We start from the raw sequence: 13,798 nt of genomic DNA on the forward strand, positions 1-13,798 counted from the left end.
GGTCGGAGCCTCGACGTAACGCCTGCGGTGCGCAGCGCTAGGGTGCGTACCTTGGCAGCGTTATCCGCGACAACCCGCTCTTGATAACCGAAACTCCGAGTACGCCTGCAATTGGATAATTCTCCTCCGAAAGCAGCTCGAGCGAGAAATCCGGCTCCCAGGCGCGCAAGCGTTCGATAGTTCGAACTGCCTCCACAGTCTGCCCCAAATGCCCGTGGCAGGCAGCCGAGTATCTCAAAGCGGGTAGGTATGTGGGTTGCTGCGCAAGGACACGCTCGCCGTGACGTATCCCCTCCTCGAAGCGCCCGTTCAGAGTTGCCAAGATGCAGCACGTGGTATCGATGCAGTAACGATACAGGGGAGGCCCGCCCAGTGCACGTGCGCGCATCGCATCCTCATAGCCACGCTTCACTTCGCCGAGATAGCCGAGCGTCAAGGCACGCATGTCCCAGCAAATGGCTTGTAGCGGGTTAGCGGCTATCGCTCGATCGGCGAGTTCCAGTGCCTGTGCGTATTCACGAAAGACGAACGAATGGGCATGAGCGGCCAACGCCAGGGTGATAGGATTGAAGGGGGCCACTTCGACGGCGCGACTGGCGCATTCCCGAACCTGATCGTGAAAGGTACCCGAGCGGCCGACCCGTCTCTCGCCAAAGCGGGTGACAAACACAAACAGCTGCCACGCCAGATACGTGCTACGCGGGTCGAGCTCATATGCTTCGGCGAGCATGCGCTCCGCCGAATCCAGGTCCGAATCGCGCATGCGGAATACCTGTCGCAGCGCTGTCAATGCAAGCCGAGACGCCCGGTGTCGGGGCTCGTCGCGGATGGACTTAGGATCGAGAACGAATTCGAGGATCGAAAACACGATCTGATTGACCAACGACATCAGCTTCAGGCTCGCCGGGCCAGTCAGGTCGGCCGGCTCGAGAAAATCCGTATGCGACCACAAGAGCCGGCTGTCACCGGGCGCAATTAATGCAAATGTCAGGCCCACTCTGTCGCCCACCACCGTTGCCCTGGTTTGCAACAGCCAGTCTGGTAGCGCAGTGTCAGGCGCTTGGGTCAGCGGTCCCTGCGCTTGAAAATCCACGACGTCGACCACTTCGAAATTCAGGATCGATCGAACCACCAGATCCAGGACAAGGTCGCTGACGGCCCTGTTAGCGGAGCCCTCCGTCCACCTGGCATCGCGAACCAGGCCCAAGCATAGCCGCGACGAATTCAGAAGTGAGGCGCTTCGCTGTCCGGACAACTGATCTGCCGCGGCAACAGGAAAGACGTTTGCTGGCACTGTGCGAGGCCGGGGCCATTGGCTTCTTTGCTCACGAAGCCAATCCTCGAACTCTGGATCGCGAATATCGAGGCCCTCAAGCAGATCACGCGTGGCAGAGCCTTCGGGCGGATCGTTCAAATCGATGCCGATCGAAGCGACGTCGAGTCGAACCACATCACGATCGGTCGAGATTAGATCAATGCCGGCGCTGCGGAGCGACTTCCGAACCTCGGACAGCTCCTGCCGCAAGCTTGCTGCACCCTGCTCCTCGCCGCGAGTGCTCCAGAGCTTGCTTTGCAGCCATTTTCGGCTCCGCGTACCGTTGGGTGCCAGGGCGAGCATGGCCAAGAGCGCTTTAGACCGTCTGCCATGCGGCGTGACGTCCGCGCCATCCGCGCTCTCAATCGCGAATGGCCCAATCAATCTAAGGAAAGGACGGCAATCCGAGTACACTAGCGGCCCCTCGCGTCCCCGCACCCTAATATAGCATCCACTAATATAAGTCTATCTGTAATTCTCGGCTTCCGTGAGGTCAAACCTACACGTGGCAAAGGATTCGAGACGGGATTTCTGCTGTGACGGAAGGACTCGGTAGCGACATCAAGCGGTCGTTCGATGTAAGCGGTCCCATTGTCGGCTCGGGGTCATGAGCGTGACTTCGGCCACTGGCCAACGAACTTCCGCCAAAGGGTCATCTTCCGCCGTGCCACACCGATACCAGTGTCGGATTTTTCCACTGGCCCACGACCGCAAGGTCAAGGCGCTACAGCGTCCTTTGCGCGCCCAAAGGACGCGCGGCGCTGTTGAGCAACCGCTTTGTCCCCCGAACTGTCCGCTTTGAACGCTTGAAGGGGCACTGTGGCTGTGCGATAGGCACTCCACAAAGTAGAGAACCTTGCGGAGAGCGCTGACATGGCGGGTGGACGGGGCCTTATGGCCGGCAAGCGCGGCCTTATCCTTGGCATCGCCAACAATCGCTCGATCGCTTACGGCATCGCCAAGGCCTGTGTCGACCACGGCGCCGAGATCGCGCTGACCTATCAGGGCGAGGCGTTCAAGAAACGCGTCGAGCCGCTTGCCGCGGAACTGGGCGCGCATGTCGCCGGCCATTGCGATGTGACCGACCCGGCCAGCCTCGATGCGGTGTTCGCCGATATCGCCAGCCATTGGGGCAAGCTCGATTTCCTCGTCCACGCCATCGCCTTTTCCGACAAGGACGAGCTGACTGGCCGCTATGTCGAGACGACGCGCGACAATTTCCTGCGTACAATGGATATTTCGGTCTATTCCTTCACCACCATCGCCAAACGTGCCGAGGCGCTGATGACCGATGGTGGGTCGCTGCTGACGCTGACCTATTACGGCGCGGAAAAGGTGATGCCGCACTACAACGTCATGGGTGTTGCCAAGGCGGCACTCGAAGCCAGCGTGCGCTATCTGGCCGTCGATCTCGGCGCCAAGAAGATCCGTGTCAACGCGATCTCCGCCGGCCCGATCAAGACGCTTGCCGCATCCGGCATCGGCGATTTCCGCTATATCCTGAAATGGAACGAATACAATTCGCCGTTGAAGCAGACGGTCACGCAGGAGGAGGTTGGCGATTCCGGCGTCTATTTCCTGTCCGACCTTTCGCGCGGCGTCACCGGCGAGATCCATCATGTCGATTCCGGCTATCATGTCGTCGGCATGAAGGCGGTCGACGCGCCGGATATTTCGACGGTCAAGGACTGACGCCACCGCCTGACCTCTTCCGGAAGACCTGATGTACCCGCTCGTCTATATCGTGCGCCACGGCCAGACGGCGTGGAACGCCGAGGCCCGGCTGCAGGGGCAGGCCGATACCGACCTCAACGAGCTTGGCCGCGAGCAGGCTAGCCGCAACGGGCGCAGGCTGGCCGAACTCATCGACAAGCCCGAAGATTTCGAATTTATCGCCAGCCCGATGCGGCGCACGCGCGAGACGATGGAGCGCCTGCGCGCGGCGATGAAGCTCGATCCGCACACCTATCGTACCGAGCCGCTGCTCGTAGAATTGAGCTTTGGCGACTGGCAGGGTTTCACCTTTGCCGAACTCGAGGCGAACGATCCCGGTTCGACCAGGCACCGACGCCTCGATAAATGGAACTTCCAGCCGCCCGGCAAGGGCGCCGAAAGCTATCAGATGCTGCTCGAACGGGTGAAGCCGTGGTTCGACGCGCTCGATCGCCAGACGGTCTGCGTGACCCATGGTGGCGTCATGCGCGCGCTGTTCCGCTTCGTGCTGGGGATGTCGGAACAAGATGCGGTCAGCATGGAAGTGCCGCAGGACCGCGTGCTCAGGCTGGACGGCCGGCGCCTGGAGTGGCTTTGAGACCGATGACGTAGCGTATGTTGAGATCAGGTCGGGCCGGCCTCAGCTGAATATCGACGCGCCCTATTCCGTCGATCCGGTGTCCGGCAGTTCCATGTCGGTGACGACGTTCTCGCCATTCGTCACGTCATAGGCGAGGACGATGTCCATGCCTGGCTTCAGTGCATCGAGGTCGGTTTCGGCGTTCAGCTTGTAGGACTTGCCGTCGTCCAGCGTCAGCGTCAGCGCATCCTTGTCGACCTTCTTGATCAGGCCTTCGGTCTGGCCGGCGAAGGCGGCGGTGGAGATCAACAGCGTGGCGGCAACAGCGCCAATCAGAATACGCATCATCGTCCTCTTTAATCATTGCCGGTACAGCGGCTCGGTCCAACGGAACGGAACTGAGCAGAAACCAATCGAATGTGTCAAAACTAAATCCGCCGGATCACAGTTTGACCACTGTGGAAAACGCCAATAGAAGGCAGGCGACAGCGCCGCGCGTCCTCCTGGACGCGCAAGGGACGCTGTAGCACTTTTGATTTTGTGCATGATCCTTTCCGAAAATCGCTCCGATTTTCGGGGTCATGCGCTGAGCCGGCTCCGACGCCGGCAGGGCTGGTTCCATGTCGCACAACACGTTCGGCCATCTTTTCCGCGTCACCACCTGGGGCGAAAGCCACGGGCCGGCGCTGGGCTGCGTCGTCGACGGCTGTCCGCCAGGCATCCGCTTCACTCGCGACGAGATCCAAGCCGAACTCGACAAGCGCCGCCCGGGCCAGTCACGTTTTGTGACGCAACGTCGCGAACCTGACGAGGTGAAGGTCCTGTCCGGCTTCATCCTCGATGAGGACGGTGAGACGATGATCACCACCGGCACGCCGGTGTCGATGCTGATCGACAATATCGACCAGCGCTCCAAGGATTATGGCGACATCGCCCGCCAGTTCCGGCCGGGCCATGCCGATTACACTTACGAGGTCAAATACGGCCTGCGCGATTACCGCGGCGGCGGCCGCTCCTCGGCGCGTGAGACGGCGGCGCGGGTGGCGGCCGGAGCGCTTGCCCGCAAGGTCGTGCCCGGCATGGTGGTGCGCGGCGCGCTGGTGTCGATGGGCGATAAATCGATCGATCGCGCCAATTGGAACTGGAATTTCGTCGGCGACGCCGAAAACCCGTTCTTCACGCCTGATCCGGCGTCCGTAGCTGTCTTCACCAAATATCTGGACGGCATCCGCAAGGCGGGCTCCTCGGTCGGTGCGGTCATCGAGATCGTCGCCGACGGCGTTCCGGCGGGGCTTGGCGCGCCGATCTATGCCAAGCTCGACCAGGACATCGCCGCCGGCCTGATGTCGATCAACGCCGTCAAGGGCGTCGAGATCGGCAACGGTTTCGAGGCCGCCCGCATCACCGGCGAGGAGAATGCCGATGAGATGCGCATGGGCAATGATGGCAAGCCGGTCTTCCTGTCCAACAATGCCGGCGGCATCCTCGGCGGCATCTCGACCGGCCAGGCGATCGTCGCGCGTTTCGCCGTCAAGCCGACCTCGTCGATCCTGACGCCGCGAAAGTCGATCGACAAGGACGGTAACGACGTCGAGATCATGACCAAGGGCCGGCACGATCCATGCGTCGGCATCCGCGCCGTACCGATCGGCGAGGCGATGGTTGCCTGCGCCATTGCGGATCATTATCTGCGTCATCGGGGACAGACAGGTAGGGGAGTAGGGGAGTAGGGCAGTAGGGCAGTATGTTTATGTTAATGCCCGCCAGGCAGCCATTTTCGCTTTCCCCTACTGCCGTACTGCCCTACTCCCCTATTCCCTGCGAGCGAAGCGAGCATTTATGCCTTACGACCAGAAGAAGATCGTCGAAGCCCTGCGCGCCTTCGAGCGCGGCGAGATCGTCGTCGTCATGGACGATGACGGGCGCGAGAACGAGGGCGACCTGATCGTCGCCGCCGTCCATTGCACGCCGGAAAAGATGGCGTTCATCGTCCGCAACACGTCAGGCATCGTCTGCACGCCGATGCCGCGCGAGGAAGCCAAGCGGCTCAACCTGTCGCCGATGGTGGCTGACAATGATTCGGCCCACACCACTGCCTTTACCGTCAGCGTCGACTTCAAGCATGGTACCACGACCGGCATTTCGGCGGACGACCGCACGCTGACGGTGCGCAATCTCGCCAACGGCAATGTCGGCGCCTCCGATTTCGTCCGCCCCGGCCACATCTTTCCGCTGATCGCGCGTGAAGGCGGCGTGCTGATGCGTTCGGGCCATACCGAAGCCGCTGTCGACCTCTGCAAGCTCGCCGGCCTGCCGCCGGTCGGCGTCATTTCCGAGCTGGTCAATGATGACGGCACCGTTATGCGTGGCCCGCAGGTGCAGGCCTTCGCCGAAAAGCACGGGTTGAAGCAGATCTCGGTTGCCGACCTTATCGGCTACCGGCAACGCAAGGAAACGCTGGTCGAGCGCGTCGCCTGTTCCGACATCGAGACGCCGGGCGGCAAGGCGCAGGTCTTCACCTACACGCTGCCCTGGGACTCCATGCATCACGTGGCGGTCGTCTTCGGCGATATCCGCGACGGCGTCGAGGTGCCGGTGCGCCTTCATTCCGAGGACGTGGTCAGCGACGTCTTCGGCACCAGCCACAGGCTGGACGCCATCATGAAGGCGATGGGCGAGCGCCAGCGCGGCGTCATCGTCTATCTGCGCGAAGGCTCGGTCGGCGTCGCCCATCAGGAGCGCAAGCGCCCGGCTGCCGGCGACCGCGAGGATCACGAAGAGGCTCGTCGCCGCGAAAACGAATGGCGCGAGATCGGCCTCGGCGCGCAAATCCTCAAGGATCTCGGCATTTCCTCGATCAATCTGATCGCCTCGCGCGAGCGCCATTATGTCGGCCTCGAAGGTTTTGGCATCCACATTGCCAAGACCGAGATTCTTTAGGCTACTGGAGGCAATTGAGATGAGCTTCGAGGCATATCTCGGTTGTTTTAAGGACGGGGAGCAGAGCTATTTCCCCACATCGATCATAGACGATACCTTCGCGCCGTTCATCACCAGGCGTGAGCCTGAATACTCATGCTGGGTCGTCACCTACGAGGTCTCGCCGACCCTTACTCAAGCCGACCTCTATCTCAATCTTGATCCTGATGACGCGTCGCGATGTTCCGGCTTCACCGTCGCGCGGCCGCCAGATGATCCGCGTCTCTACAAAGCGTTGTGGGAGATTCTGCGTGTCACCAATTCTGCCGTTTATTGCGCTGGAGAGTGCTCGCCAATGGTTGGGCGCGCTGAAACCATACCCCATCTGAACCCGGATATGGTCGAGGCATTGGGGAGTCCTGTTGTCGTTGTTGACGGGAACGAGATTCGCAACCGGCTTGAACAGTGCTAAAAAGCCGGGCTTCTTCAAAGAGAACTGCGTCCGGTCCGTGAGCTGGACCAGGCGCGTGTGCGGCTATTCCGCCGGAACGGCGGCTGCGTCGCATCCGTCCAGCTCGCATGTGTGGATGGCAAGGCTGCGCTGGCCGGCGAGCACGATCACCAGCGCGATTGTGCCCGATGCCACTGATACCCAGAACCCGTTCTGCGCGCCGAAAGCGTCCACCACCCAGCCGGCGGCGAAGGAGCCGAGCGCCATGCCGATGCCGATGCCGGTCATTACCCAGGTCACGCCTTCGGTCAGCACCGCCTCCGGCACGCGCCGCTCGATCAGGCCGAATGCCGTGATGAAGGTCGGCGAGATTGCCACGCCGCTGACGAAGACGGCCAGTGCCAGCAGCGGCACGGTGTCGGCGACGAGCAGCGGCAGCGTGGTAAGCGCAATGATGGCGATTGCGATGGCAAGCTGAATCTGCATCGGCACTTTCAGGTTCAGGGCGCCGATGATGATGCCGACGACGAACGATCCGAGCGCGTAGACGCCGATGACGAAGCTGGCGGCGCCCGGCTGGGCAAGCTCCTTGGTGATCGCCACGGTGCTCACCTCCGTGGTGGCGAAGGTCGCGCCGATGAAGATCAGGGCCAAGGTGATGATCTGGACCGGCCGCAGGCGGATTGCCGAGCCGCCTGAACCATGTTCCACCGGTCGGGCTCGCGGTTCGGTCGAGCGCTGCAGGATGAAGGCCGTCGAACCGAAGGCGAGGAACAACGTGCTCGCGAGCACTCCCGCTTCCGGGAAAAGCGCGACGCTCAGCCCTACCGACAGCGATGAGCCGGCGATGTACACCAGTTCGTCCGCCGCCGACTCGAAGGCGAACGCCGTGTTCAGCTCGGGGCGGTTGCGAAAAATCTCGGTCCAGCGTGCGCGCACCATTGCCGGGATGCTGGGCATGACGGCGGCGAGCAGCGCCGAGACGAATAGCGTCCATATCGGCCAATGCTGATTGGCCGCCGCAATCAGGATTGCGAAAGCGAGCGTGGAAATCACAGTGGTCGGCACCACAATCCGCGTCTGGCCGAGGCGGTCCACCAGCCGTGATACCTGCGGGGCGACGAAAGCGTTGGCCAGCGCATATGTCGCGGAGACGGCGCCGGCCAGCCAGTACTCGCCATCGGTCTGCGACAGCATCGCGACGATCCCGATCGGAGCCATGGCGATCGGCAGCCGGGCAACGAAGCCGGCGGCGGCAAAGCCCTTGGCGCCGGGCGCGCGAAAGATCTGGGAATAGGGATTTTGCATGGTCTGGCTCCTCGACAACGGCCGGTTCGGCGATTACATACGTGGCGTATGAGTTTAAATAGATCATACGCGGCGTATGTCAATTGGCATACGAGACGTATGTTAATAGGGCCAGAGCATGCACAGACCACGCAAGGAGATGATTGCCGAAACCCGCGCCAAGCTGATTGCCGCGGCACGCCACGCCTTCGGTACGCTCGGCTATGCCGAAGCCTCGATGGACGATTTCACGGCATCGGCCGGGCTGACGCGCGGCGCTCTCTATCATCACTTCGGCGACAAGAAGGGCCTACTCCAGGCGGTTATCGCCGAGATCGACGCCGAAATGGCAGCTCGGCTGAAGGTCGTTTCGGCCAAGCCGGACAATCTCTGGCAGGGCTTTGTCGACGAATGCACCGCTTATATCGAGATGGCGCTGGAGCCGGAGATCCAGCGTATTGTGCTTCGCGACGGGCCGGCGGTGCTCGGCGATCCATCGCAATGGCCAAGCCAGAGCACATGCATCCGCTCGATGACAGAGAGCCTGCAAAGACTGAGCGACGAAGGGACAATTCTCGCCGTCGATCCCGAAGCCGCGGCAAGGCTGGTCAGCGGCGCCTCGTTGCATGCGGCGCAGTGGATCGCAAATTCGAACGATCCCGAAGCGACGTCGAAGAAGGCAGTGAAGGCATTCAAGGTTCTTCTGGAAGGGCTGCTCAATCGCACCGGCAAGCTGCCTAAGCCTGATCGATCGTCAGCGAAGCAGCCCCAGATTGACCGATCACCGGCCTGAGGTCGTTCTTTTCGCCGATCCCAGGCGGCTCGCGGTGGGCTCAGCCGACGCCGGTCGCCTAAACCCTGTTGAACATCGCCTCACCAGCGTGCGAAAACATGGCCAAAGCGGCGAGGCGCGCCTATATCGGGGCATGGTCACGAGACTTTACACCCACCCGATTTTCCTCGAGCACATAACACCGCCCGGTCATCCGGAGCGGCCGGACCGTTTGCGCGCCATAGAGCGTGTGCTTGACGACGAGGCCTTCGCGGCGCTCGATCGCGTCCAGGCGCCCGAAGGCGACGAGGCAACCATCCTCTACGCGCATCCGCCCGAATTCGTCGAACGTGTCCGCGCAGCGATTCCGGACACCGGCATCGTCTGTATCGACGCCGACACCACCGCCAGCCCGAAGAGCTGGCAGGCGGCCGTGACCGCGATCGGCGCAGCCAACGCCGCGGTCGACGACGTCTTCACCAGCCGTGCCGAAAATGTCTTCGTCGCCGCACGGCCGCCCGGCCATCATGCCGAAAAGACCACCTCCATGGGTTTTTGCCTGTTCAACACCGCCGCGATCGCGGCACGCTACGCGCAGAAGAACCATGGCGCCGACCGCGTCGCCGTCGTCGACTGGGATGTGCATCACGGCAACGGCACGCAGGACATTTTCTGGGACGATCCATCGGTGCTCTATTGCTCGACACACCAGATGCCGCTTTACCCGGGAACCGGGGCCGTGAGCGAAACCGGCGCCGGCAACATCGTCAACGCGCCGCTGGCGCCGCAGAGCGGCAGCGATAGTTTCCGCGACGCCTTTCTGTCGCGCATCCTGCCGGCGCTCGACAATTTTGCGCCCGACCTCATCATCATCTCCGCCGGTTTCGATGCCCACCACCGCGATCCGCTGGCCGAGATCAACCTGACCGAGGATGATTTCGACTGGGCGACCGGCCAGTTGCTCGAACGAGCCGGGCGCCATAGCTGCAACCGGCTCGTCAGCGTGCTCGAGGGCGGCTACGATCTGCAGGGATTGGCATTTTCAGTCGCCGCCCATGTCGGGCGGCTGATGAAGGGATAGACGATGGCTGGTGAGACCAACGAGGATGTCAAGGCGATGAGCTTCGAGCAGGCGCTCGAGGCGCTGGAGAGGATCGTCGACGATCTGGAGCGCGGCGACGTTCCGCTCGACCAGTCGATCCGCATCTACGAGCGCGGCGAGGCGCTGAAGGCGCATTGCGACCGGCTGCTGAAGGCGGCCGAGGACAAGGTCGAGAAAATCAGGCTGTCGCGTGACGGCAAGCCGGTGGGGACAGAGCCGTTGGACGCGGATTGAGGCGCGGCGTCGAACGACAATTTTGCTTACCGGCTTTGGACATCATCACGATTGAGGGTAAAACTCATCCCGTTTGAAACGGCTCCAGGACGAGAGGAGATTGCGAAGGATGTGCAGAAACATCAAGACCCTGTTCAATTTCGATCCGCCGGCAACCAATGACGAGGTCCGCGATGCCGCACTTCAGTTTGTCCGCAAGCTGAGCGGAACGACGCGGCCGTCGAAACAGAACCAGCATGCGTTCGACCATGCCGTCGAGGCCATTGCCGCCTCGGCGCGCGAATTGCTCGACAGCCTCGAGACGACGCAGCATCCGCGCAATCGCGAAGAGGTGGCGGCCAAGGCGAAGGCCAAATCCGCACTTCGCTTCGCCTGAGGGGACCGCGTGAGCTTCTTTCCCGGAAACGATCCGCAGATGGGCGATGCCTTCGCCAGCGATCAGATCGAGCTGATGGTCATTCCGAATGCCAAGGATATTGGCGGATTTCAGGTTCGCCGCGCCTTGCCGACGGCCAGGCGCCGGCTGGTCGGACCTTTCATCTTCTTCGACCGCATGGGTCCAGCCGTTCTGCGAGCGGGCCAGGCGCTCGACGTGCGTCCGCACCCACATATCGGCCTGTCTACGGTGACTTACCTGTTCGACGGCAAGATCAGGCACCGCGATTCGCTCGGCACCGAGATGGTAATCCAGCCCGGGGACGTGAATTTGATGACCGCCGGCCGTGGCATCGTCCATTCGGAGCGCACGCCGGAAGAACTGCGCGGCGCGCCGATGTCGGTTTCCGGGCTGCAGACATGGCTGGCGCTGCCGGACGGCAAGGAGGAGGTCGCGCCGGTCTTCGAGAACACCGCAGCCCTGCGCCTGCCCGAAGTCGAGGCCGAGGGGGTCAGCGGCCGTGTGATCATCGGTGCGTTTTCTGGACTGCGCTCCCCGGTCGCCACCGCTTCGGACACGCTTTATGCCGATCTCAGGCTGGCGCCGGGTGCCAGCGTGAAAATCCCGGCCGATGCCGAGGAGCGCGCCATCTATACGCTGGAAGGCGAGGTTTCGATATCCGGTGACCGCTTCCCGGCCGAGCGGCTGCTGGTCTTCCGGCCCGGCGACGAAATCGTTGTCTCATCGGAACGCGGTGCCCATTTCATGCTGTTTGGCGGCGCCTCGCTCGGTTCGAAACGCTATATCTGGTGGAATTTCGTATCGTCCTCAAAGGAACGCATCGAGCAGGCAAAAGAAGAATGGAAGACAGGCCGCTTCGATATCGTTCCTGGAGACGAGCAAGAGTTCATCCCGCTGCCCGAAAGCTGATGCGCGTTACCGCCACATTTACATTCGCCGGCCAGCGGCATATTTCACGATGAACAGAAAATCTGACCAGGCTCGCAAACAGTGAACGCAAAGCCCGATACGCCGCTTCTCGACAAGGTCCGCGTCCCAGCCGATTTGCGCACGCTTGCCGAAGGCGACCTGCCGCAGCTTGCGTCAGAGCTTCGCGCCGAACTGATCGACGTCGTTTCCCACACCGGCGGCCATCTCGGCGCCGGCCTTGGCGTGGTCGAGTTGACCGTCGCGCTGCACTACGTCTTCAACACGCCGGACGACCGGCTGATCTGGGACGTCGGCCACCAGGCCTATCCGCACAAGATCCTGACCGGCCGCCGCGACCGCATCCGCACGCTGCGCCAGGAGGGCGGCCTGTCCGGCTTCACCCGTCGCGTCGAGAGCGAATACGATCCGTTCGGCGCAGCCCACTCCTCGACCTCGATTTCAGCCGGCCTCGGCATGGCGATGGCGCGCGATCTGTCCGATGGCCGCAACAATGTCATTGCCGTCATCGGCGACGGCGCCATGTCGGCCGGCATGGCCTATGAGGCGATGAACAATGCCGGCGCACTCGATGCCCGGCTGATCGTCATCTTGAACGACAACGATATGTCGATCGCTCCGCCGACCGGCGCAATGAGCGCCTATCTGGCCCGTCTGGCGTCGGGCAAGACCTATCTAGGCTTGCGCGATTTCGGCAAGAAGCTGACGTCGTATCTCGGCGAGCGCGCCGATCGCGCCATCAAGCGAGCGGTCGAGCATGCGCGCGGTTACGTCACCGGCGGCACATTGTTCGAGGAAATGGGGTTCTACCACATCGGCCCGATCGACGGTCACAACCTCGAGCACCTGATCCCGGTGCTGAAGAACGTCCGCGACAATGCCGACGGCCCGGTGCTGATCCATGTCGTGACCCAGAAGGGCAAGGGCTACGCCCCGGCCGAGGCGGCGGCCGACAAATATCATGGCGTCAACAAATTCGACGTCATCACTGGCGCCCAGGCCAAGGCGCCCGCCAATGCGCCGAGCTACACCAAGGTGTTTGCCGAAAGCCTGATTCAGGAGGCCCGAGAGGACGACCGCATCGTCGCTATCACCGCCGCCATGCCGAACGGCACTGGGCTTGATCTGTTCGGTGAAGCGTTTCCGGCGAGGACCTTCGATGTCGGCATCGCCGAGCAACATGCGGTGACCTTCGCCGCCGGCCTTGCCACGGAAGGCTTCAAGCCTTTCGCGGCGATCTACTCGACCTTCCTGCAGCGCGCCTACGACCAGGTCGTCCACGACGTGGCGATCCAGAAATTGCCGGTGCGCTTTCCGATCGATCGCGCCGGCTTCGTCGGCGCCGATGGTGCCACCCATTGCGGCGCCTTCGACACGACCTTCCTGGCGACGCTGCCCGGTTTCGTCGTCATGGCCGCGGCCGATGAGGCCGAGCTGCGCCACATGGTACGCACCGCTGCAAGCTACGATGACGGCCCGATCGCCTTTCGCTACCCGCGCGGCAACGGCGTTGGTGTCGAGATGCCGCAACGCGGCTCGGTATTGGAGATCGGCAAGGGCCGGATCGTCAGGGAAGGCACCAAGGTTGCGCTGCTTTCCTTCGGCACCAGGCTGCAGGATTGCCTGGCCGCGGCCGAGGAGCTTGGCGCGGCCGGGCTTTCGACCACGGTCGCCGATGCCCGTTTTGCCAAGCCGCTCGACGAGGACCTGATCCGGCGGCTGGCCCGTTCACACGAGATACTGGTGACGGTGGAAGAGGGCGCGGTCGGCGGCTTCGCCAGCCATGTGCTGCAGTTCCTGGCCCATGAAGGGCTGCTGGAGAGCGGCCTGAAGGTGCGCCCACTCGTGCTGCCCGATACATTTGTCGACCATGCCAAGCCGGAAAAGATGTATGCCGATGCCGGGCTGGACAGCGCCGGCATCGTGCGCACAGTGTTCGTGGCGCTGGGGCATACCGCGCAGGCCCAGCGCGCCTAGCTTTTTGGACGCATTCCAGCGACGCCAAAGCGATTCAACTTGGCTGCAAGATGCCAGTCTGAATCAAATTCTCAACTGCTTGAATCAAATTGCCGGCGGACGGTCGTAAGTTGCTGTTTACGCT

14 protein-coding genes are annotated in these 13,798 nt (G+C 62.4%); 11 read left to right on the plus strand and 3 right to left on the minus strand.

Annotation, left to right across the window (positions count from 1 at the left end; translation table 11 throughout):
• Positions 1-37 precede the first annotated feature (37 nt).
• Positions 38-1,618 (minus strand): hypothetical protein, encoded by a 1,581-nt coding sequence (locus tag NKJ23_RS03155; protein ID WP_352678124.1) that lies wholly within the window; start codon positions 1,616-1,618, stop codon positions 38-40.
• Between the two features lie 570 nt (positions 1,619-2,188).
• On the opposite strand from NKJ23_RS03155, the gene fabI reads away from it, so the two are divergent.
• Positions 2,189-3,007 carry an enoyl-ACP reductase FabI gene (gene fabI, locus NKJ23_RS03160; RefSeq protein ID WP_031211054.1) on the plus strand — a complete coding sequence of 273 codons (819 nt, stop codon included), beginning with the start codon at positions 2,189-2,191 and terminating at the stop codon, positions 3,005-3,007.
• A 31-nt stretch (positions 3,008-3,038) separates the two neighbouring features.
• Positions 3,039-3,626 carry a histidine phosphatase family protein gene (locus NKJ23_RS03165; protein ID WP_352678127.1) on the plus strand — a complete coding sequence of 196 codons (588 nt, stop codon included), beginning with the start codon at positions 3,039-3,041 and terminating at the stop codon, positions 3,624-3,626.
• A gap of 63 nt (positions 3,627-3,689) precedes the next feature.
• Here the strand turns inward: NKJ23_RS03165 and NKJ23_RS03170 are convergent, their stop codons facing one another.
• The gene (locus NKJ23_RS03170) at positions 3,690-3,953 is read right to left on the minus strand and encodes a DUF1344 domain-containing protein (RefSeq protein WP_023716902.1); all 264 of its coding nucleotides are present in this window, start codon (positions 3,951-3,953) and stop codon (positions 3,690-3,692) included.
• Between the two features lie 275 nt (positions 3,954-4,228).
• Between NKJ23_RS03170 and aroC the strand changes: the two genes are divergently transcribed.
• From aroC to NKJ23_RS03185, 3 genes are all read left to right on the plus strand, one after another.
• On the plus strand, positions 4,229-5,338 hold the full coding sequence (gene aroC, locus NKJ23_RS03175) for a chorismate synthase (RefSeq protein ID WP_352678130.1): 1,110 nt from the start codon (positions 4,229-4,231) through the stop codon (positions 5,336-5,338).
• A 109-nt stretch (positions 5,339-5,447) separates the two neighbouring features.
• Positions 5,448-6,548: a 3,4-dihydroxy-2-butanone-4-phosphate synthase gene (ribB, locus tag NKJ23_RS03180; RefSeq protein WP_352449900.1), complete on the plus strand. Its 1,101-nt coding sequence runs from the start codon at positions 5,448-5,450 to the stop codon at positions 6,546-6,548.
• Between the two features lie 19 nt (positions 6,549-6,567).
• A complete protein-coding gene (locus NKJ23_RS03185; protein WP_352678133.1) occupies positions 6,568-6,999 on the plus strand; it encodes a hypothetical protein in 432 nt (143 codons plus the stop codon).
• Positions 7,000-7,062: 63 nt separating this feature from the next.
• Here NKJ23_RS03185 and NKJ23_RS03190 read toward each other — a convergent pair whose 3' ends face one another.
• On the minus strand, positions 7,063-8,286 hold the full coding sequence (locus NKJ23_RS03190) for an MFS transporter (protein ID WP_352678135.1): 1,224 nt from the start codon (positions 8,284-8,286) through the stop codon (positions 7,063-7,065).
• A 118-nt stretch (positions 8,287-8,404) separates the two neighbouring features.
• Here NKJ23_RS03190 and NKJ23_RS03195 point away from each other — a divergent pair, with 118 nt between their 5' ends.
• The 6 genes from NKJ23_RS03195 to dxs all read left to right on the plus strand — a co-directional run bounded on the left by NKJ23_RS03195 (position 8,405) and on the right by dxs (position 13,674).
• On the plus strand, positions 8,405-9,058 hold the full coding sequence (locus NKJ23_RS03195) for a TetR/AcrR family transcriptional regulator (RefSeq protein WP_352678138.1): 654 nt from the start codon (positions 8,405-8,407) through the stop codon (positions 9,056-9,058).
• 133 nt (positions 9,059-9,191) lie between these two features.
• The gene (locus tag NKJ23_RS03200) at positions 9,192-10,118 is read left to right on the plus strand and encodes a histone deacetylase family protein (RefSeq protein ID WP_352678141.1); all 927 of its coding nucleotides are present in this window, start codon (positions 9,192-9,194) and stop codon (positions 10,116-10,118) included.
• Between the two features lie 3 nt (positions 10,119-10,121).
• Entirely contained in the window at positions 10,122-10,373 is a 252-nt protein-coding gene (locus NKJ23_RS03205; RefSeq protein ID WP_031211056.1) for an exodeoxyribonuclease VII small subunit, read from the plus strand.
• A gap of 109 nt (positions 10,374-10,482) precedes the next feature.
• Positions 10,483-10,749, plus strand: coding sequence for a DUF2277 domain-containing protein (locus NKJ23_RS03210; RefSeq protein WP_023716908.1), 267 nt, complete (start codon positions 10,483-10,485; stop codon positions 10,747-10,749).
• 9 nt (positions 10,750-10,758) lie between these two features.
• Positions 10,759-11,679, plus strand: a complete 921-nt coding sequence (locus tag NKJ23_RS03215; protein ID WP_352540104.1) for a pirin family protein — start codon at positions 10,759-10,761, stop codon at positions 11,677-11,679.
• A gap of 81 nt (positions 11,680-11,760) precedes the next feature.
• On the plus strand, positions 11,761-13,674 hold the full coding sequence (gene dxs, locus NKJ23_RS03220; protein WP_023674120.1) for a 1-deoxy-D-xylulose-5-phosphate synthase: 1,914 nt from the start codon (positions 11,761-11,763) through the stop codon (positions 13,672-13,674).
• Positions 13,675-13,798 lie beyond the last annotated feature (124 nt).

It is taken from the genome of Mesorhizobium sp. M0184 (assembly GCF_040322215.1).
GTDB lineage: Bacteria > Pseudomonadota > Alphaproteobacteria > Rhizobiales > Rhizobiaceae > Mesorhizobium.